Raw genomic sequence first — 18,367 nt, forward strand, 5'->3', positions numbered from 1 at the left:
ACTTCGGGAGAGTCGCCATGCGTGCTCAATTAAAAGCTGTTCTGCCACGGGAGCTATTGGCTTCGGTGGTGGTGTTCCTGGTGGCGCTGCCCTTGTGCATGGGCATTGCCATCGCCTCCGGCCTGCCACCGGCCAAAGGCCTGATCACCGGCATCATCGGTGGCCTGGTAGTGGGTTTCCTGGCAGGTTCCAAGCTGCAAGTCAGTGGCCCGGCCGCCGGGTTGGCGGTGTTGGTCTTCGAATTGGTGCGCCAACATGGCGTCGCCATGCTCGGGCCGATCCTGCTGCTGGCCGGTCTGCTGCAATTGTTGGCCGGGCGCTTTCGTCTCGGCTGCTGGTTCCGGGTCACCGCACCTGCGGTGGTGTACGGGATGCTCGCGGGTATCGGCGTGCTGATCGTGTTGTCCCAGGTCCATGTGATGCTCGACGCGGCGCCCAAGCCGTCAGGGCTGGATAACCTGGCGGCGTTCCCGGCGGCGGTGGCCCAGGCCTTGCCGTCCTTCGGCTGGCAGGCCGGCCTGCTTGGTTTGTCGACGATTGCGGTGATGTGGCTGTGGGAGAAGTTTCGTCCCCACAGCCTGCGCTTCATTCCCGGCGCCTTGCTCGGTGTCGGCCTGGCGACCATCGCCAGCCTGATGCTGGCCTTGCAGGTCAAACGCGTGGAAGTCCCGGAGAACCTCGCCGAAGCCATTGATTGGCTGCGCCCGGCGGACCTGCTGAACCTGGCCGACCCGACGCTGCTGATCGCCGCCTTCGCCGTGGCCTTCATCGCCAGCGCCGAAACCCTGCTGTCGGCGGCCGCCGTGGACCGCATGCACAGCGGTGATCGTGCGGACTTCGACCGCGAACTGTCGGCGCAAGGTATCGGCAACATGCTCTGCGGCCTGCTCGGCGCCCTGCCGATGACTGGGGTGATCGTGCGCAGCTCGGCCAACGTCCAGGCCGGGGCCACCACGCGGATGTCGACGATTTTCCACGGCCTGTGGTTGTTGCTCTTCGTGCTGTTGCTGTCCAGCGTACTGCAAAGCATTCCGGTGGCGAGCCTGGCGGGGGTGTTGGTGTACACCGGTTTCAAACTGGTGGACCTCAAGGCGTTTCGCAGCCTGGGTCGCTATGGCCGGATGCCGATGTTCACCTATGCCGCAACGGCGCTGGCGATCATCTTCACCGACCTGCTGACCGGTGTGCTGATCGGCTTCGGCCTGACCCTGGCGAAACTGGCCTGGAAAGCCTCGCGACTGAAAATCAGCCTGATCGACCTGCCCCAGGAAGGCGAGATGGAACTGCGACTGGTCGGGGCAGCCACCTTCCTCAAGGTGCCGGCGCTGACCCAGGTACTGGGTAGCATACCGACAGGCGCGACCGTGCATGTGCCGCTCAATAACCTGAGCTACATCGATCACTCGTGCCTGGAGCTACTGGAAGAATGGGGCCGGGCGAATGCCAGCAAGGGTTCGAAGCTGCTGATCGAATCCCGCGGGCTCAAGCGCCGGTTGGAAGGGCGGTTGCGTACCACCGTAGGGGTTGGCGCAGCCTCTGCCTGACACCTCGCTCCCAAAGGGGCTGGGTGTAAGGCACAGGATTCATGAACACCACAGACCCAATGTGGGAGCGAGCTTGCTCGCGATAGCGGAGTATCAGTCAACTGTGATGTGGCTGATGTAATGTCATCGCGAGCAAGCTCGCTCCCACAGGGATTGGGTGTAGGACACACGATTCATGAGCGGCACAGATCCAATGTGGGGCTTGCTCGCGAAAGCGGTGGATCAGTTAGCTAAATGCTGCCTGACACTGCGCCTTCGCGAGCAAGCCCGCTCCCACAAGGGCTTCATGTTTTGCTGCTGGATCAAGCCGCCGGCTGATCCAGTTCCAGCCCAACACCCAGCTGGCGCGACAGGCACGGCCAGCGCTTCCAGGCAGCGCCCGTGTCCGGGCTGCCGAGTTTCTCCCGGTAAGACTCCACCGACTCCAGCGCAAAGCTGTCTTCGTCGAGCATTTCGTCAACGGCGTGATGCACGGCTTCGTCCAGCTGGTTGGCGAACGGTTCGCCGATCAAATGGTGAGCGATCAGGTTGGCGACCGTCATGTCCAGCGGGATCAGCGGTTGGCTGAAATGCTTGATGTACAGGTCGTTGACCTCCTCCACCAGCCGGTGGGCCAGGTAGGCTTCGTCCAGCAAACTGTCCAGGCCAACGTGGCCTTCCATCACCTTCGGTGGCTGGAGGAAAAACTGTTCGGCGATAGTCAGCACCGGCTTTATCTGCGATTCGATACCGGCTTCGCGAGCCACCTCGTTGGCGGCGTCCAGCAGGTCCGGCACTTGCTCGATATAAGCGCTGACAAAACGGGTCATCACGCCCTTCGCGTCGATGTCCGGCAGTTGAATGGCGGCGTGCAGGTGCGGTAGCTGAGCCTCCAGCTGACGGGTCAACTGGCCGGTCTCGGCCTCGTGTTGTTGGGCTTTTTGGATCTGCTCGCGCAATGCGGCGGTGTTCATGACAACTCCAGGAAACAAAGGCAATGAAATAGGGAAGACATAACTTAGCTGGCGCAAAAACACTCCTAAGACCTATTTTTCATAACCGTCTCTTCCTTGCTACGTCGCAGTTATATCGATTTGCCATCACTCAGGTTCGCATCCTTCTCCATTCGCGGGCTCTAGCGCAAGCCCTGTCTGTTTCAAACGATTTACGCCATCGCGTTGCGAGGTTGCAGGTGCTGTCTATACTCGGGTTGGAATGGAGTTAGCTGATGACACCCGATTGCATGTGCAGCAAGGCGCGGCGAGTCAATTAAGCAGTCTGAATAGCCGATCCCTTGCCGCAGGCTTTACGCCTACGGGATAACAAGAACGATAAGGGGAACCCGCAATGACGCGACATCCACACGTATGGATGGGCCTCCTGTTGTGGTCGATTTTCAGCCAGGCACAAGCGGCCTGGACTGTGAATATGGCGCCTGGAGCGACACAGATCAGCAACGCAGTGTTCGACCTGCACATGACCATTTTCTGGATCTGTGTGGTCATCGGCATCATCGTCTTCGGCGCCATGTTCTGGTCGATGATCATGCACCGCCGTTCAACCGGCCAGAATGCCGCGCATTTCCACGAAAACACCCGCGTCGAAATCCTCTGGACCATCGTGCCCTTCGTGATCCTGGTGCTGATGGCGATTCCCGCCACCGCCACCCTGATCAAGATGTACGACTCCAGCGAGTCGGACATTGATATCCAGGTCACTGGCTATCAATGGAAGTGGCACTACAAGTACCTGGGCCAGGACGTCGAGTTCTTCAGCAACCTGGCGACCCCCGCCGAACAGATCCATAACCAGAGCGCCAAGGGCGAGCACTACCTGCTGGAGGTCGACAAGCCGCTGGTGCTGCCGGTCGATGCCAAGGTGCGCTTTCTGGTGACCTCCGCCGACGTGATCCACTCCTGGTGGGTGCCGGCCTTCGCGGTCAAGCGCGATGCGATCCCAGGCTTCGTCAACGAAGCGTGGACCCGTGTCGACAAGCCCGGCCTGTACCGTGGCCAGTGCGCCGAGCTGTGCGGCAAGGACCACGGTTTCATGCCGATCGTGGTGGAGGTCAAGAGCAAGCCCGACTATGAGAAATGGCTGGGCGAACGCAAGGCCGAAGCCGCGCAGCTTAAAGAGCTGACCAGCAAGGAATGGACCCTGGACGAGCTCAAGGAACGTGGCGACAAGATCTACCACACCACCTGCGTGGCCTGTCACCAGGCCGAAGGCCAGGGCTTGCCGCCGATGTTCCCGGCCCTCAAGGGCTCGAAAATCGCCACCGGACCCAAGGCTGATCACCTGAGCATTGTCTACCACGGCAAGCCCGGCACAGCCATGGCCGCGTTCGGCAAACAGTTGTCGGAAGTCGATATCGCCGCAGTCGTGACCTATGAACGCAACGCCTGGGGCAACAACAAGGGCGACATGGTTACGCCTAAAGAAGTGCTGGAACTCAAACAGGCGGAAAGCAAATGAGCCGGCCTGACGTTCGTTCCCGCAACCGGTCGGGGCTCACCGCCCCGGGCCGCCCAGCCCACTCGTTCGAAGGAGACAGGACATGAGTGCTGTGATCGATGACCACGGTCATGCCGGCGCCGACCACGCCCATGGCCCCGCCAAGGGCCTGATGCGCTGGGTACTGACCACCAACCACAAGGATATCGGCACGCTGTACCTGTGGTTCGCGTTCTCCATGTTCCTGTTGGGCGGCTCGTTCGCCATGGTGATCCGCGCCGAGCTGTTCCAGCCCGGCCTGCAGATCGTGGAGCCGGCGTTCTTCAACCAGATGACCACCATGCATGGCCTGGTGATGGTCTTCGGCGCGGTGATGCCGGCCTTCGTCGGCCTGGCCAACTGGATGATCCCGCTGATGATCGGCGCGCCGGACATGGCCCTGCCGCGCATGAACAACTTCAGCTTCTGGCTGTTGCCGGCCGCGTTCCTGCTGCTGGTGTCGACGTTGTTCACAGCCGGTGGCGGGCCTAACTTCGGTTGGACCTTCTACGCGCCGCTGTCCACCACTTATGCGCCGGAAAGCGTGACGTTCTTCATCTTCGCCATCCACCTGATGGGCATCAGCTCGATCATGGGCGCGATCAACGTGATCGCCACCATCCTCAACCTGCGCGCCCCTGGCATGACCCTGATGAAGATGCCGCTGTTCGTCTGGACCTGGCTGATCACCGCGTTCCTGCTGATCGCAGTGATGCCAGTGCTGGCCGGCTGCGTGACGATGATGCTGATGGACATCCACTTCGGCACCAGCTTCTTCAGTGCCGCCGGTGGCGGTGACCCGGTGCTGTTCCAGCACGTGTTCTGGTTCTTCGGCCACCCCGAGGTGTACATCATGATCCTGCCGGCCTTCGGTGCCGTCAGCTCGATCATCCCGGCCTTCTCGCGCAAGCCGTTGTTCGGCTACACCTCGATGGTCTATGCCACGGCCGCCATTGCGTTCCTGTCGTTCATCGTCTGGGCGCACCACATGTTCGTGGTCGGCATTCCGCTGGTGGGCGAGCTGTTCTTCATGTACGCCACCCTGCTGATCGCCGTGCCCACCGGGGTGAAGGTGTTCAACTGGGCCAGCACCATGTGGCAAGGCTCGCTGACCTTCGAAACGCCGATGCTGTTTGCCGTGGCGTTCGTGATCCTGTTTTCCATCGGTGGTTTCTCCGGGCTGATGCTGGCCATCGCCCCGGCGGACTTCCAGTACCAGGACACCTACTTCGTGGTCGCGCACTTCCACTATGTGCTGGTGCCCGGCGCGATCTTCGGGATCTTCGCCTCGGCCTACTACTGGCTGCCGAAATGGACCGGCCACATGTACGACGAAACCCTCGGCAAGTTGCACTTCTGGCTGTCGTTCGTCGGGATGAACATGGCGTTCTTCCCGATGCACTTCGTCGGCCTGGCGGGCATGCCCCGGCGGATTCCCGACTACAACCTGCAGTTCGCCGACTTCAACATGGTCTCGTCCATCGGCGCGTTCATGTTCGGCACCACGCAGATCTTCTTCCTGTTCATCGTGATCAAGACCATCCGAGGCGGCCCGCCCGCACCGGCCAAGCCTTGGGATGGTGCCGAAGGGTTGGAGTGGAGCGTGCCGTCGCCGGCGCCGTATCACACCTTCACTACGCCGCCGGAAGTGAAATAGATGACACATGGCGCCTGTGTGGGAGCGAGCTTGCTCGCGATAGCGGTGTATCTGACACACCGAGTCGTCGCTATCGCGAGCAAGCTCGCTCCCACAGGGTTCTGGGTAGGGACTGGAAATCATGGCTGATTCGATTTCGATGAAGAAACTGGTCACCCGCCTGCTGCTGGTGGTGGTGGCCATGTTCATCTTCGGGTTTGCCCTGGTGCCGATCTACGACGTGATGTGCAAGGCGTTCGGCATCAACGGCAAGACCGGCGGGCAGTACGAAGGCGAGCAGATCGTCGATGAATCGCGGCAGGTGCGGGTGCAATTCCTGTCGACCAACGCGGTGGACATGGTCTGGGATTTCTACCCCAAGGGCGACCAACTGGTGGTCAAGCCGGGGGCGGTGAACGAGATGGTGTTCGTCGCCCACAACCCCACCAACCGGCCGATGAGCGCCCAGGCGGTTCCGAGTATCTCGCCCAGCACCGCGGCGGCGTATTTCCACAAGACCGAATGTTTTTGTTTTACCCAGCAAGTGCTGCAACCCGGCGAACGCATCGAAATGCCCATGCGCTTCATCGTCGACCGGGACATGCCCAAGGAAGTGAAGCACCTGACGCTGTCCTACACGCTGTTCGATATCACCGCTCGTCATCCACCGGTGGCTCTAAACACTGACCGATAGCGTGCCCGATAAGGAGAACAATAAATGGCAACTCACGAACACTATTACGTTCCGGCCCAGAGCAAATGGCCGATCATCGCCACGGTCGGGATGTTCGTCACGGTGTATGGCCTGGCGACCTGGTTCAACGACCTGAAGGCGGCGCGCCCGGAATCCCATGGCCCGCTGATCTTTTTCGTTGGCGGCCTGCTGGTGGCCTACATGCTGTTCGGCTGGTTCGGCGCGGTGGTCAAGGAAAGCCGCGCCGGGCTGTACAGCGCACAACTCGATCGCTCGTTCCGCTGGGGCATGAGCTGGTTCATCTTTTCCGAAGTGATGTTCTTCATCGCGTTCTTCGGTGCGCTGTTCTATGTGCGCAACATCTCGGCGCCAGGCCTGGCGGGTGAAGGCACCAAGGGGCTGTCACACATGCTCTGGCCGAGCTTCGAGTTCGCCTGGCCGTTGCTGAACAACCCCGACCCGAAACTCTTCCCGGCGCCCAAGGAAGTCATCAGCCCCTGGGGCTTGCCGCTGCTCAATACCGTCCTGCTGGTCAGCTCCAGCGTCACCGTCACCATTGCCCACCACGCCTTGAAAAAAGGCCATCGCGGTGCGCTGAAGATCTGGCTGGCGATCACCGTGCTGCTGGGTTGCGCCTTCCTGGGCTTCCAGGCCGAAGAATACATGCACGCCTACAAGGAACTGGGCCTGACCCTGGGCTCCGGCGTCTACGGAGCGACGTTCTTCATGCTCACCGGTTTCCACGGCGCCCACGTCACCATCGGCACGATAATCCTGTTCGTCATGCTGATGCGCATCATGCGCGGGCACTTCGATAACGAGCACCAGTTCGGCTTCGAGGCGGCGAGCTGGTACTGGCACTTCGTCGATGTGGTGTGGATCGGTTTGTTCGTCTTCGTCTACGTGCTCTGAGGCACGACTACCAGGGCGCGTGGGATACCAACTGGCCGCTGAAAAAACCCCAGGCGATCAAGCCGACGGTGACGGCGGCCAGACTGACCCGAATCGCCAGGGCGATGACCAGGCGATTGGAGTTGCTGTCGTCCTTGACCAGAAAAAACAGGCCGCTGAACAGGCTGACAACCGTGGCAATCAGCATCAGGACGATGGCTGCTTTTAGCATTAGGGACACTCCGGGGGGACGCGATGCACGTGAGTATAGCTATCCCGTTCGACGGCTTTCGGACGGCGCCATGAAACACTTCCGGCCGGGTATCGTGCCGTCGCTGGTGGTGGCCGTGCTGGTGCCGGTGATGGTGTGCCTGGGGTTCTGGCAATTGAGCCGCGGCGAACAGAAGCGTGTGCTCATGGAAAATTACGCCGAGCGCCGCGTGGCGCCGCCGATGGACAGCACCGAGCTTGCGCACACCAGCGATCCGGCCTTTCGACTCGTAACTCTGCAGGGCCAGTTCGACGCCGAGCACAGCACCCTGCTGGATAACCGCCAGCACGACGGCAAGGTCGGCATCGAGGTGCTGCAACCGTTCCTCGACCACCGCACCGGACTGTGGCTGCTGGTCAATCGCGGCTGGTTGCCCTGGCCTGACCGGCGCACCCCGCCGGTCTTCAACACGCCGGAACAACCGGTGAGCCTCCAGGCCTGGGTCTACGTGGCACCGGGCGCGACCTTCCAGCTTCACGCCGACCCGGCGGGCGCCCCGTGGCCGCGACTTGTCACCACCATCGAACCGGACAAGCTCTGGGCCGAACTGGGTCGCAGCGGCTTCACCTATGAATTACGCCAACAAAGCGGCCCCGGCGCCTACCGGACCGATTGGCCGGTGGTCGCCATGGGCCCGGAAAAACACCTCGGCTATGCCGTGCAGTGGTTCGCCATGGCGACGGCACTGTTCGGCCTGTTCCTTTATCTCGGATGGCACAACGCAGGGAGACACCATGGGAAACACCATGAATCCAACCAACACGTCTGAGGCGCCCGTGGTGCCCAACCGTCGCAAGGGACGCCTGCAATTGCTGCTGATCGTGCTCGGGGTGATCGGCCCAATGATCCTGGCCACCGGCATGTACAAATTCCAGTTCTGGGTGCCCGACAGCCGCAGCTACCACGGTGAACTGATCGGCAACGGCCAGACCCGCGCCGAGATTGGCGTACAGGCCGATGAACAGCGCTGGCAGATCCTGGTCACCGCACCGCAGGAATGCTCGGTGGATTGCCGGCAACTGGTGTACCTCGCCCGGCAGGTACAGATCGGCCTCGGCCGCGACGCCTCCCGCGCCAGCCACGCCTTGGCTATCGCGCAACCGCTGGACGCTGAATATGACGGGCAACTGCAGCGTGAATACCCGCAGTTGCAACGCTACCCACTGGACCTACCGGCCTACCAGAAAGGCGCCCAAGGCTCCGGCGGTGCGCAACTGTGGATCATCGATCCCCACAGCAACCTGGTGCTGCGCTACGACGCCCGGGTCAAGGGCAAGGACCTGCTCAACGACCTGCGCCACCTGCTGAAACTGTCGAACATCGGATGAGGGCATCGACATGGCCAAACCTGGATTTCGCCTCGCGCTGTTTGCCACGCTGCTGGCACTGATCGTCGTCCTGCTGGGCGCCTACACCCGGCTCACCCACGCCGGCCTCGGCTGCCCGGACTGGCCCGGTTGCTACGGTTTCATCAGCGTGCCCAAGAGCGAAGCCCAACTGGCCCATGCCGAGCTGCATTTCCCCGACACCCCGGTGGAGGCCCATAAAGGCTGGAACGAGATGGTCCATCGCTACTTTGCCGGAACCCTGGGGCTGTTGATTACCCTGTTGGCCGCCCGGGCCTGGATGAACCGCCGTCACCCCGGCCTGCCATTGAAACTGCCGCTGTTCCTGCTGGCCGTGGTGTTCGCCCAGGCGGCGTTCGGCATGTGGACCGTGACCCTGAAGCTGTGGCCGCAGGTGGTGACCGGGCATTTGCTCGGCGGCTTCGCGACGTTGAGCCTGCTGTTCCTGCTCACCTTGCGCTTGTCCGGCGTATTGCCGGCGCTGACTGTGCCCAAGCGCCTGCAACATTGGGCCACGGCCGGGCTGCTGCTGGTGATCGGCCAGATCGCCCTCGGCGGTTGGGTCAGCTCCAATTACGCCGCCGTGGCCTGCATCGATTTCCCCACCTGCCACGGCCAATGGCTGCCACCGGCCGATTTTGCCAACGGCTTTCACCTGACCCAGCACATCGGCCCGAACTACCTGGGCGGGCAACTGGACAGCGACGCCCGCACGGCCATCCACCTGACCCACCGCATTGGTGCGCTGCTGGTGACGGTGGTGTTACTGGGCCTGGCCTGGCAATTGAAGACTGTCGGCATGACCCGGCTGGCCGGGCTGGTGCTGGCCGCACTGGCGGCGCAGATCACCCTGGGCATCAGCAACGTGCTGTTCCATCTGCCGTTGCCGGTGGCCGTCGCCCACAACGCCGGGGGCGCCGCACTGCTGCTGACCCTGGTGCTGGTCAACTATCACGCCCGTACCAGCCTGGTCCGGGTCAAGCATCAAGTCCCGCTGCGCTGGCGGTTCAACCCGCCTAAACACGGCGCCAGCCCCATAACAATAAAAGGAGAGATGCCATGGCAACCTTGACCGGTGAACGCCACAGCCAAGCGATCTGGCGCGATTACCTGGAGCTGACCAAGCCCAAAGTGGTGGTGCTGATGCTGATCACCTCGCTGGTCGGCATGTTCCTCGCCACCCGTGCCGGCGTGCCGTGGACGGTCCTGGTGTTCGGCAACCTGGGCATCGCCCTGTGTGCCGGCGGCGCGGCGGCGGTCAACCATGTGGTGGACCGGCGCATCGACGCGGTGATGGCCCGCACCCACAAACGGCCATTGGCCGAGGGACGAGTCTCCCCCGCCGCCGCCCTGACCTTCGCACTGGCACTGGCGGTGGCCGGCCAAGCGTTGCTGCTGGCGTTCACCAACCCACTGACGGCCTGGCTGACGCTGGCCTCCTTGCTTGGTTATGCGGTGGTCTACACCGGTTTCCTGAAACGGGCGACGCCGCAGAACATCGTCATCGGCGGCCTGGCTGGCGCGGCGCCACCGCTGCTGGGCTGGGTGGCGGCCACCGGGCATGTCAGCGCCGAACCGCTGCTGCTGGTGCTGATCATCTTCGCCTGGACCCCGCCACACTTCTGGGCCCTGGCGATTCACCGCAAGGAGGAATACGCCAAGGCCGACATCCCGATGCTGCCGGTGACCCACGGCGAGCACTACACCAAGATCCATATCCTGCTGTACACCCTGGTGCTGCTGGCGGTGAGCCTGATGCCGTTCGTGATCCACATGAGCGGGATGCTGTACCTGGTTTGCGCGCTGGTGCTGGGTGCCAGGTTTCTGCAATGGGCCGTGGTGTTGTACCGTGGCAGTCGGCCGCACGCGGCGATCAACACCTTCAAGTACTCTATCTGGTACTTGTTCCTGCTGTTTATCGCGCTGCTTGTAGATCATTACTTACTGTTGAGCCTATGACTCGAACCCAGAAAACCGTCTTCATTCTCGTGGCCGTGATCGCGCTGATCCTCGGCCTGACCATCAACAAGGTGCTGTCCGGCAAAGGCCAGGGCGACCCGACGGCGCTGATCGATGCCGGTATCATCCTGCTGCCCCAGAGCCGCAACCTGCCGGACGTGAAAATGACCGACCAGGACGGCCAGCCTGTGGCGATGGACGGGTTGAAAGACAAATGGAGCCTGCTGTTCTTCGGCTACACCTTCTGCCCGGACATCTGCCCGACCACCCTCGCCCAACTGCGCCAGATCAAAAGCGAACTGCCGCCCGAGGCTGTGGCCAAGTTGCAAATCGTGCTGGTCAGCGTCGACCCGAACCGCGACACGCCCAAGCAACTCAAGCAGTACCTGGGCTACTTCGATCCGCAGTTCATAGGGCTGACCGCCGCCTCAGTGGAAGACCTGCAGAAACTCGCCAATGCGGTGAGCATTCCGTTCATCCCGGCGGACACTAGCAAACCCAACTACACGGTTGATCACAGCGGCAACCTCGCCGTGATTGGCCCGGACGGAACCCAGCGTGGGTTTATTCGTGCGCCGTTGAATAATCAAAAGCTGGTGGCGCAGCTGCCGGAGATGCTCAAGCGTAAATAACGGCGCAACCTTTATAGCGCGGGGACTCGCCCCACCTGTAGGAGCTGTGTAGGAGCTGTCGAGTGAAACGAGGCTGCGATCTTTTGATTTTGATCTTTCACTCATGACTCAATTGTCTGGGGCAAGATCGCAGCCTCGTTTCACTCGACAGCTCCTACCAGCCCCTACCAACTCCTACCAATCCAGTTTTTTCAGGAACACCGTCATTTCCGCTCTAGATAGCTATCGCGAGCAAGCCCCCTCCCACCCCGGACGGTGGTGAACACAATATCTACAACACCCCCAATCCCCTGTGGGAGCGAGCCTGCTCGCGATGACACCCGCCCAGACAACCCCGTGGCGAGGGAGCTTGCTCCCGCTCGGCTGCGCAGCAGCCGCAAAACCGGACAATGCAGCTTGCCTGGAAACATGCAGGGGCCTGCTACTCAGACCAGCGGGAGCAAGCTCCCTCGCCACAGGGGTTAGTGTCGAGCCGAATATCCAGCCCAACGCCACCCACTGTGGGAGCAGGCTTGAACTCGCGAAAGCGGCGGGTCAGCTCGCATCAATATTGAATGTGCCACCCTCTTCGCGAGCAAGCCCGCTCCCACACCGGGTGGTGGCCGAACACAGCCTCTGCAACAGCCCGATCCCCTGTGGGAGCAAAGCTTGCTCGCGAAAGCGGCGGGTCAGCTTGCATCAATGTTGAACATGCCACCCTCTTCGCAAGCAAGCCCGCTCCCACACCGGGTGGTGGCCGAACACAGTCTCTGCAACAGCCCCGATCCCCTGTGGGAGCAAAGCTTGCTCGCGATGAAATCGACACGGTTCCAGACCAAAACAAGTCACCCAAATCGCCGGCAAACCCCACTCCTACAGAACCTGCCTACACACCTTCATCAAGCTACGCATCCTTGCGCCTTTGCCTACAACTACGCCAGAATCCGCCCGCTTGTGCGCCTTGTCCCTGGGTTCTATTGTCTTTCCTGCCACTGCCCATCAGTGGTCGGGTTTAGTAGCCCGAGGTAATCGAAGTTGTACAAGCGCTTCTCAAACAGGGCCCTACCCTGTTCTTGATGGTGGCTGTACGCAGGGCGCTCAGGCGCGCCGGCTTCTTCGGTTCCCCGGTCTACTAACCTGCGTACAGCTGCCACCCCATTGTTTAGTAGCTTCGGGGTGTCGGCATCACATCTGGAACCGAAGCATATGTACAAAATAACTCCGAATCCGCCAGTGGCAGATTCCACCTCTACATCCGCAAAATCCAAAGCCAAGCAGCAAGACGAAACCACCAAACGCGTGCTCGATCACTACTTGCTACCAAAACCGGATAAATCCCAAGACGACCCCAAACCGGGCCAGCTATACACCGTCGTGAAAGGCCTCGATAACGAATGCCTGCTCGCCAACCTCAGCGAAACCCTGGCTTCGGCTGATGCCATGGTGAGTGACCTGGCGTTTGATCTGGATGGATCGAGGCGTCATGTGGCGCAGGGTATCCAGCAGTTGATTGAGCTGAGTTCGTTGCTGGCGAATCGGGTGTTGGATAACGTGGAGCCGCGGCAGTAGTACCTTTTCTCCAGTGAAAAAACCCGACGTTATGCGTCGGGTTTTGGTTCTTCTATCCGTGGATAGCGAACGGATGAGCTGTAAATATTCTCAAATTTCTTTTCCCGCATATCCCACCACGGTCCTTCCTAGCGATGGGCTGCAAACGGCCAAAAGCGGTCACTCCGTTTCTCTACGCTCCGAGTGGACCGCTGCAAGCAGCCTTACCCCCAACATCCTACGCTGGGCCGTGCCATTTGTTTTTTGAAAGAGATTCGCTCTCTCTATTTCATACTGCGCCAATGAACTGGCGGAAACGGGGACAGACCACGATTATGAGACGGGCCGATACAGGTGAACCCAAATCGTGATCTGTCCCCAGTTCCCCCTCAGCTCCCCCCAAGAACTGTGTAAAAACGCATCCATCGCGCTTATATCTGCAACGTTAAATCTGCCATTTTGAATCAGTCACGGGGGCCATGAGTTTCTGAGTTACCCCAATCATCTTGTGGGGAAAGCAATGGAGGCTCTTCAACGTGCTCCCATTCCAGATACCACTCGTATGTTTCGTTGTCAGCCTTGAATTCATGTTTAACAGTCCAGCCCAGTTCCACGAGCTTTTGAGCCCGGAGAGAGCCGTGTGTCTTAGTCATTCTCGGAGCTTTCATAATTGTCATCGCGCGTATGATTGCTGGGGATTTTAACGCAGGAGCTGCCGATTGAGATCGTTCCCACGCTCTGCGTGGGAATGCCTCCACGGACGCTCTGCGTTCGGCTCTTTGGGGGACGCAGAGCGTCCCTAGCTTCATTCCCACGCGGAGCGTGGGAACGATCAAATGGCTAAGAGCAAGGAATCACCAGGTCTGCGTTTTACACCCAGACGTCGTTAACCACTCCAATCAATTGAATAGCCTCCTCTTCCGCAGGCTCGGCGAAGGTGATGTTCAAATTACCGTAACCGGAATGGTCCCCCACCAAGCTCAACTCGAATCGAGCCCCCGAGGCGTCGGTTTCGTAGTTCTTCAAGTAAGTCAGGTCCTTGGCTTCATTGAAAATCACGTCCAACGTGCCGTCGTAACCATTTCCCAGCCGGGTAAAGCCCAAGGCGGATAAATCGATCGTGTCTTCACCCGCGGTATAGTCAATCAGGCGATCAGTGTGGTTTTCGGTGGCGGTGCGGTAGCTGTCGCTCAGTCCGTCGAAGCGGAACACATCGTTGTTACCGCCCCCCACCAATTGGTCCCGGCCCTCTGCGCCAACCAATACATCATCCCCTAGCGCTCCATAAAGGCGATCGTCGCCCGCGCCCCCTTCGATGATTTCGCCGCGAGCGTTGCCTTGTAAACGATCGGCCCCCTCGGTGCCCGTCAACCTGGCTTGCTGAAACAGGAGGTTGGTTTCATTCAGCGCTTGGCCCAAGTTACCGTTGAAGACCACTTCGAAGCGTTCCCCATCGGCGTTGGCCTCGAAGCTTTTGAGGTAGGTCCGCGTCCCACTTTCGTTGACGCGTATCGCCAGCGTTCCGTCATGTCCATTGCCCAGCCCGAGGAAGCCCAGGGAGGCGAGGTCGAGCGTATCGGTGCTGGGGTCGAAGTCAGTGATTCGGTCGCTCTGGGCCGCGGTGGCGGTTCGATAGCTGTCTGTGACTGACTGGTAACGGAAGGTATCGGCCCCGGCACCGCCCGTCAGCAGGTCACGACCTTGCTGGCCATCGAGCAGATCGTCACCGGCCCCGCCAAGGATCGCATCGTCGAACGAGGCGGTACCGAGCAAGAAGTCAGCATCGCCGCCACCGTCCAGGTGGTAATAGCCGTCGTCGGGATTGCCAAAGCTGTGGTCCAGGCGACCGTCGGGGTTCAACTGGACCAAGGCGGCCAGATAGCCGTCCGCGCTCGTGCCTTGGCTTCCACCAATCAATAGCTTGCCGTCGGCCCGCACGATCATGTCGGCGACTGCGAAAGGCGCGCTTTCCGAGCCCCAACTGACCCGACCCTGATCGCCGAAAGCGGTGTCGAGTGAGCCGTCAGCGTTGAGTCGGATGACGCTCGCCATGCCGCCCGAGGCGCCTGCCAGCAGGATTTTGCCGTCATCCTGGATGACGAGGGCGTCTGCGTGAACATCCAGGGCCAGGCTGCCGCCGTTCGCAAAGCTGCTATCCAGCGTACCGTCCGGGTTGAGGCGGGTCAGGGTATCTTGCCCGGTGACCAATACCTTCCCGTCTCCCTGCAGCGAAACGTCGAACGTGCTACTGGGGTGAATGCCAACGGTCGCTGGTAGGTGCAGGACCCCAGCCTCTCCAAAAGACGAGACCAAGGTCCCCGTTGCGTCGAAGCGGGCGATATAGATCTCCCCGGACGGATACCCAGCGCTTGCGAAGAAGCTGCCGTCGCGTTGCACGGAGAACGACGCTTGCTGGCCTAGATCTTCATTCCAATAGAAAGGCACTGTCACGGTGCCGCCGTTCCCGAAACTCGTATCGAGGCTGCCGTCGGCCAAGTTACGACTGATGCCCGACACCCAGACGTTGTCTACGTTCACGTAGCGCGCCACCAGGTAGCCCCCTTCCGGCTGCACGGCGGCATTGCCGCCGTCCTCGATATCGAGCGCCACAGGGAGCAGGGATCTACCGTCGCCACTGAAGGTGCGGTCCAGGCTACCGTTGGCATTGAACCGGACCAGGCTGCCGGTGAAGCCTGAATCCTCTTCGCCTCCCAGCCCCAGGCGACTATAAGCGCCAAGCCAGATAGCACCGTCCGGATCGACCGCGATACCTGCGATTTTGTCCGAGCCCCATAAGGTCGTGGCGGCCATACCTGTTTTTTGCGCGGTTGAAGCGGCGGGCGAAATGCTCTGGCTCATGTCCAAGCCTCCGATAGATTTGGCGCCAAAAACTATAGACACGGCTCAGTCAGGTTGCCATTTACGAGACGAAGGGAGGTTCTTGGACGACCTTCTGCTCTGCTATCGATGCAACCCGTTCCCTTTTCTGTCCCTCAATAGCTTGCCCGCGACGTCTCAAATCTGCCTTGAGTAAGGTGACTGCCATCCCGGCAGTCAAACCGCGCATTGAGTGTTAGCTCAGTGCCAGGGGCTCAAGAGTGGGAAGAACAACTTCATATGCGAGTTACCGATAGGTCTGCGAACATGAAAAAACTAACCCGGCTCCCAACGTTAGCCCTCATTGCACTCGTGTTCTGCGCGGGGCTGTGGGCCGTTTCACAGTGGTGGGAAAAGGCTCTGGCGAAGCCCGTTGGCGCCGCCAGGATCAGCCCCAACGGCTGCTACCGAGTTCAGGAGTTCAAACCTTTTTGGGTACTGCCCGGCCTCTTTCACCCCCAGTCGCCCCCGGATGAACCAGAGCAGCAGCAGTGGTTTGTTCGCTGGGAGATTCCGGCCTTTTTTCGCTTGTACGATAATCGCAACGGCCAGCTGATTGGCGAAAGCGCGATCTACGATCTGGTGAATTATGGGGGACCTGTTTCTTGGGGCTTCGGCAGCCACCCCACCGTTTCCGTCGAAATGATCACGATTGGCACCGACCTACCTGATTGCATAGGTAATCAGCCCGGCTAGCGGGGGCGGAGTGAGTCCCCTTTTCAGTCGATGTTGCTCGGTACGCTTTGGAATAAGGGGACAGATTTATTTTCCTTAGATTTGCCCCTTCAATAGCGCTCGCAATGGATGCTTGCTCCTGCTTCTCCACCTGCTGAGGGCCAAGCCAGGACCTAACCACCGCACCTCCAAGCTACGTATCCTCGCGCCTTTGCCTACAACTGCACCAGAATCCGCCGGCTTTGCAGCCTTGCCCTCGGGCTCTATCGTTTCCTTATCACTGGCCGAGCCGGTATCGATGACGCTCAGGTACGCTAGGAGCCATCGGGAAAGTCATTGGCTCGTGGAGTGGGAGGATGCCTACCCTATTATCCGTGACGCTAATGTGGCCTAGCTCGGGCAGAGAAGCGCTGCTATCCACTCTCGTACACTGCCAATCTGCGGCCTTAATACCTGTAGTAAAAAGGAGGTTTACATCGCCATGGAAATCCAGGAAATCAAGCAACGCCTGGCCCGCCCCGCCGTGAAGCTCATTGCCGGCGGCTTTCGTCCTGTCGGCACCGATGAAGAAAGCTGGCTGGGCAATGTCTTCCTGTTCCGACCGGATGAAGAGGTGCCCACTAATCAGGCGGGGCAACAGTTGCTCCCCTATGCGCAGTTTTACCTGCCCGCCCTGCTCATCAATAGCCCTCTGCTAGCAGGGGTTCGTGTGCTGACGGTGTTCATTTCAAACCCGTTCCCCGAGCACTTTGAGCCGATGGGGGATAATTGGGTTATCCGCGAGTACGGGCCGGATGATGTGTTGGTGCGCAAGTCTCTGTCGGTGGCAGGCACATTCCTCAAACCCTTCCCACTGACGGCGCAAGCGGTGCCGGAGGACTTTCCACTGTGGGATGGCGGTGGTGTCCCGGAAGACCTTGAGCAAGCAATCCTCACGCTGGAACGCGCGGGCAAGATCCAGAGCTATTACGACTTGGTCACCCATACCTACGAACACAAGATCGGCGGTTACCCCTCGTTCTGCCAGTCGGGTGTTGATCCGGGTGAAGGCTTCGAGTTTGTGTTCCAGATCTCATCGGACTCGAAGATCAATCTGAACGTGGTCGACAGTGGGAGCCTGATGTTCTGGAAGCACAATGAAACTGGGGAGTGGGCGCTTTATTACGATTTTTACTAGCAGTCGGGGGACAGATTTATTTTCAGGAGATAAATCCCTTTTTTGTCATCGCTGATCCTGAAAGGAAATATATGACAACCGAACTGCATACCGGGGCGCACGCGGGCTACCGCACTCTCGACTGGCACGATGGATACGACGTTAACCTGGGTGACCTCATACACCAGCTTCCTCAGCTCGTACGTGGGCGTTATGTTGCGATTGCTGCGTCGGATAGCGGACCCTATAGCCTTAGCGCCATTGAGATCGCTAGCGGGTGGCAACGTGTAGGTGACTTGGCGATCAGTCCTATCATTATGGATATCGATCAGTTGCCCACGCCGGGCTTTGATGAGTGGTATGTTTTTGAGCGCTTGCCTGATCGGGCGAGGCTCTCCAAATTCAGCAGCGCTATCGCATTTCAACCGTTCGGAGAGAGCCATAAGGTCGACAAGTTCTGGGCACAAATTGAAGATTTACAACCCGTGCATGCTCTGCTTGGCGCCTGTCGCCTCTTACTGATAACTCAAGACACAGCAATATATGAGAGCGTGCTTACGTTCTATTCAACCTAAGGGTTGAGGTGTTGTCTTGGGGAAACGGGAACAGACCACGACTATGAAACAGTCCGATTACAGGTGAGCCCAAATCGTGGTCTGTCCCCCGGTTTCTCCGCGGAAAGTGGCG

At 60.1% G+C, this 18,367-nt stretch carries 17 protein-coding genes; 14 read left to right on the top strand and 3 right to left on the bottom strand.

Features of this window, described 5'->3' with window-relative positions:
• The first annotated feature begins 17 nt into the window (after positions 1 to 17).
• Positions 18 to 1,544: a SulP family inorganic anion transporter gene (locus tag F7R20_RS06050; protein ID WP_003196339.1), complete on the top strand. Its 1,527-nt coding sequence runs from the start codon at positions 18 to 20 to the stop codon at positions 1,542 to 1,544.
• Positions 1,545 to 1,846: 302 nt separating this feature from the next.
• On the opposite strand, the gene F7R20_RS06055 is transcribed toward F7R20_RS06050, so the two are convergent.
• Positions 1,847 to 2,497: a hypothetical protein gene (locus tag F7R20_RS06055; protein WP_003196336.1), complete on the bottom strand. Its 651-nt coding sequence runs from the start codon at positions 2,495 to 2,497 to the stop codon at positions 1,847 to 1,849.
• Positions 2,498 to 2,870: 373 nt separating this feature from the next.
• On the opposite strand from F7R20_RS06055, the gene coxB reads away from it, so the two are divergent.
• The 4 genes from coxB to F7R20_RS06075 all read left to right on the top strand — a co-directional run bounded on the left by coxB (position 2,871) and on the right by F7R20_RS06075 (position 7,258).
• Entirely contained in the window at positions 2,871 to 3,998 is a 1,128-nt protein-coding gene (gene coxB / locus F7R20_RS06060; RefSeq protein WP_003196334.1) for a cytochrome c oxidase subunit II, read from the top strand.
• 82 nt (positions 3,999 to 4,080) lie between these two features.
• Positions 4,081 to 5,673, top strand: a complete 1,593-nt coding sequence (ctaD, locus tag F7R20_RS06065; protein WP_003196332.1) for a cytochrome c oxidase subunit I — start codon at positions 4,081 to 4,083, stop codon at positions 5,671 to 5,673.
• A gap of 121 nt (positions 5,674 to 5,794) precedes the next feature.
• Positions 5,795 to 6,346: a cytochrome c oxidase assembly protein gene (locus tag F7R20_RS06070; RefSeq protein WP_003196330.1), complete on the top strand. Its 552-nt coding sequence runs from the start codon at positions 5,795 to 5,797 to the stop codon at positions 6,344 to 6,346.
• Positions 6,347 to 6,370: 24 nt separating this feature from the next.
• Positions 6,371 to 7,258, top strand: coding sequence for a cytochrome c oxidase subunit 3 (locus F7R20_RS06075; protein WP_003196328.1), 888 nt, complete (start codon positions 6,371 to 6,373; stop codon positions 7,256 to 7,258).
• 7 nt (positions 7,259 to 7,265) lie between these two features.
• Here the strand turns inward: F7R20_RS06075 and F7R20_RS06080 are convergent, their stop codons facing one another.
• The gene (locus F7R20_RS06080) at positions 7,266 to 7,469 is read right to left on the bottom strand and encodes a twin transmembrane helix small protein (RefSeq protein WP_003196325.1); all 204 of its coding nucleotides are present in this window, start codon (positions 7,467 to 7,469) and stop codon (positions 7,266 to 7,268) included.
• 70 nt (positions 7,470 to 7,539) lie between these two features.
• Between F7R20_RS06080 and F7R20_RS06085 the strand changes: the two genes are divergently transcribed.
• From F7R20_RS06085 to F7R20_RS06120, 6 genes are all read left to right on the top strand, one after another.
• Positions 7,540 to 8,277, top strand: a complete 738-nt coding sequence (locus F7R20_RS06085) for an SURF1 family protein (RefSeq protein ID WP_003196323.1) — start codon at positions 7,540 to 7,542, stop codon at positions 8,275 to 8,277.
• The gene (locus F7R20_RS06090) at positions 8,243 to 8,836 is read left to right on the top strand and encodes a hypothetical protein (RefSeq protein WP_003196322.1); all 594 of its coding nucleotides are present in this window, start codon (positions 8,243 to 8,245) and stop codon (positions 8,834 to 8,836) included. The genes F7R20_RS06085 and F7R20_RS06090 overlap by 35 nt, the downstream gene beginning before the upstream one ends.
• 10 nt (positions 8,837 to 8,846) lie before the next feature.
• Positions 8,847 to 9,926, top strand: coding sequence for a COX15/CtaA family protein (locus tag F7R20_RS06095; protein ID WP_003196320.1), 1,080 nt, complete (start codon positions 8,847 to 8,849; stop codon positions 9,924 to 9,926).
• Positions 9,914 to 10,813 (top strand): heme o synthase, encoded by a 900-nt coding sequence (gene cyoE, locus F7R20_RS06100; RefSeq protein WP_003196318.1) that lies wholly within the window; start codon positions 9,914 to 9,916, stop codon positions 10,811 to 10,813. The genes F7R20_RS06095 and cyoE overlap by 13 nt, the downstream gene beginning before the upstream one ends.
• Positions 10,810 to 11,445 (top strand): SCO family protein, encoded by a 636-nt coding sequence (locus tag F7R20_RS06105; RefSeq protein WP_003196316.1) that lies wholly within the window; start codon positions 10,810 to 10,812, stop codon positions 11,443 to 11,445. Before cyoE ends, F7R20_RS06105 begins: the two co-directional genes overlap by 4 nt.
• A gap of 1,185 nt (positions 11,446 to 12,630) precedes the next feature.
• A complete protein-coding gene (locus tag F7R20_RS06120; RefSeq protein WP_003196314.1) occupies positions 12,631 to 12,993 on the top strand; it encodes a DUF6124 family protein in 363 nt (120 codons plus the stop codon).
• 849 nt (positions 12,994 to 13,842) lie between these two features.
• Here F7R20_RS06120 and F7R20_RS06130 read toward each other — a convergent pair.
• On the bottom strand, positions 13,843 to 15,831 hold the full coding sequence (locus tag F7R20_RS06130; RefSeq protein ID WP_003196312.1) for a M10 family metallopeptidase C-terminal domain-containing protein: 1,989 nt from the start codon (positions 15,829 to 15,831) through the stop codon (positions 13,843 to 13,845).
• A gap of 285 nt (positions 15,832 to 16,116) precedes the next feature.
• Between F7R20_RS06130 and F7R20_RS06135 the strand changes: the two genes are divergently transcribed.
• From F7R20_RS06135 to F7R20_RS06145, 3 genes are all read left to right on the top strand, one after another.
• The gene (locus F7R20_RS06135; protein ID WP_027912892.1) at positions 16,117 to 16,545 is read left to right on the top strand and encodes a hypothetical protein; all 429 of its coding nucleotides are present in this window, start codon (positions 16,117 to 16,119) and stop codon (positions 16,543 to 16,545) included.
• Between the two features lie 460 nt (positions 16,546 to 17,005).
• Complete coding sequence (locus F7R20_RS06140; protein WP_003196310.1) at positions 17,006 to 17,701, top strand: DUF1963 domain-containing protein; 696 nt, start codon at positions 17,006 to 17,008, stop codon at positions 17,699 to 17,701.
• Positions 17,674 to 18,255: a hypothetical protein gene (locus tag F7R20_RS06145; RefSeq protein WP_170291491.1), complete on the top strand. Its 582-nt coding sequence runs from the start codon at positions 17,674 to 17,676 to the stop codon at positions 18,253 to 18,255. The genes F7R20_RS06140 and F7R20_RS06145 overlap by 28 nt, the downstream gene beginning before the upstream one ends.
• Positions 18,256 to 18,367 lie beyond the last annotated feature (112 nt).

Source organism: Pseudomonas brassicacearum subsp. brassicacearum (assembly GCF_008801605.1).
Taxonomy (GTDB): domain Bacteria; phylum Pseudomonadota; class Gammaproteobacteria; order Pseudomonadales; family Pseudomonadaceae; genus Aquipseudomonas; species Aquipseudomonas brassicacearum.

What these genes read in the sequence shown, in the direction of transcription:
- F7R20_RS06050 (WP_003196339.1), top strand. Translation starts at nt 18, where the DNA reads ATGCGTGCTCAATTAAAAGCTGTTCTGCCACGGGAGCTATTGGCTTCG.
- F7R20_RS06055 (WP_003196336.1), bottom strand. Translation starts at nt 2,497, where the DNA reads ATGAACACCGCCGCATTGCGCGAGCAGATCCAAAAAGCCCAACAACAC.
- coxB (WP_003196334.1), top strand. Translation starts at nt 2,871, where the DNA reads ATGACGCGACATCCACACGTATGGATGGGCCTCCTGTTGTGGTCGATT.
- ctaD (WP_003196332.1), top strand. Translation starts at nt 4,081, where the DNA reads ATGAGTGCTGTGATCGATGACCACGGTCATGCCGGCGCCGACCACGCC.
- F7R20_RS06070 (WP_003196330.1), top strand. Translation starts at nt 5,795, where the DNA reads ATGGCTGATTCGATTTCGATGAAGAAACTGGTCACCCGCCTGCTGCTG.
- F7R20_RS06075 (WP_003196328.1), top strand. Translation starts at nt 6,371, where the DNA reads ATGGCAACTCACGAACACTATTACGTTCCGGCCCAGAGCAAATGGCCG.
- F7R20_RS06080 (WP_003196325.1), bottom strand. Translation starts at nt 7,469, where the DNA reads ATGCTAAAAGCAGCCATCGTCCTGATGCTGATTGCCACGGTTGTCAGC.
- F7R20_RS06085 (WP_003196323.1), top strand. Translation starts at nt 7,540, where the DNA reads ATGAAACACTTCCGGCCGGGTATCGTGCCGTCGCTGGTGGTGGCCGTG.
- F7R20_RS06090 (WP_003196322.1), top strand. Translation starts at nt 8,243, where the DNA reads ATGGGAAACACCATGAATCCAACCAACACGTCTGAGGCGCCCGTGGTG.
- F7R20_RS06095 (WP_003196320.1), top strand. Translation starts at nt 8,847, where the DNA reads ATGGCCAAACCTGGATTTCGCCTCGCGCTGTTTGCCACGCTGCTGGCA.
- cyoE (WP_003196318.1), top strand. Translation starts at nt 9,914, where the DNA reads ATGGCAACCTTGACCGGTGAACGCCACAGCCAAGCGATCTGGCGCGAT.
- F7R20_RS06105 (WP_003196316.1), top strand. Translation starts at nt 10,810, where the DNA reads ATGACTCGAACCCAGAAAACCGTCTTCATTCTCGTGGCCGTGATCGCG.
- F7R20_RS06120 (WP_003196314.1), top strand. Translation starts at nt 12,631, where the DNA reads ATGTACAAAATAACTCCGAATCCGCCAGTGGCAGATTCCACCTCTACA.
- F7R20_RS06130 (WP_003196312.1), bottom strand. Translation starts at nt 15,831, where the DNA reads ATGAGCCAGAGCATTTCGCCCGCCGCTTCAACCGCGCAAAAAACAGGT.
- F7R20_RS06135 (WP_027912892.1), top strand. Translation starts at nt 16,117, where the DNA reads ATGAAAAAACTAACCCGGCTCCCAACGTTAGCCCTCATTGCACTCGTG.
- F7R20_RS06140 (WP_003196310.1), top strand. Translation starts at nt 17,006, where the DNA reads ATGGAAATCCAGGAAATCAAGCAACGCCTGGCCCGCCCCGCCGTGAAG.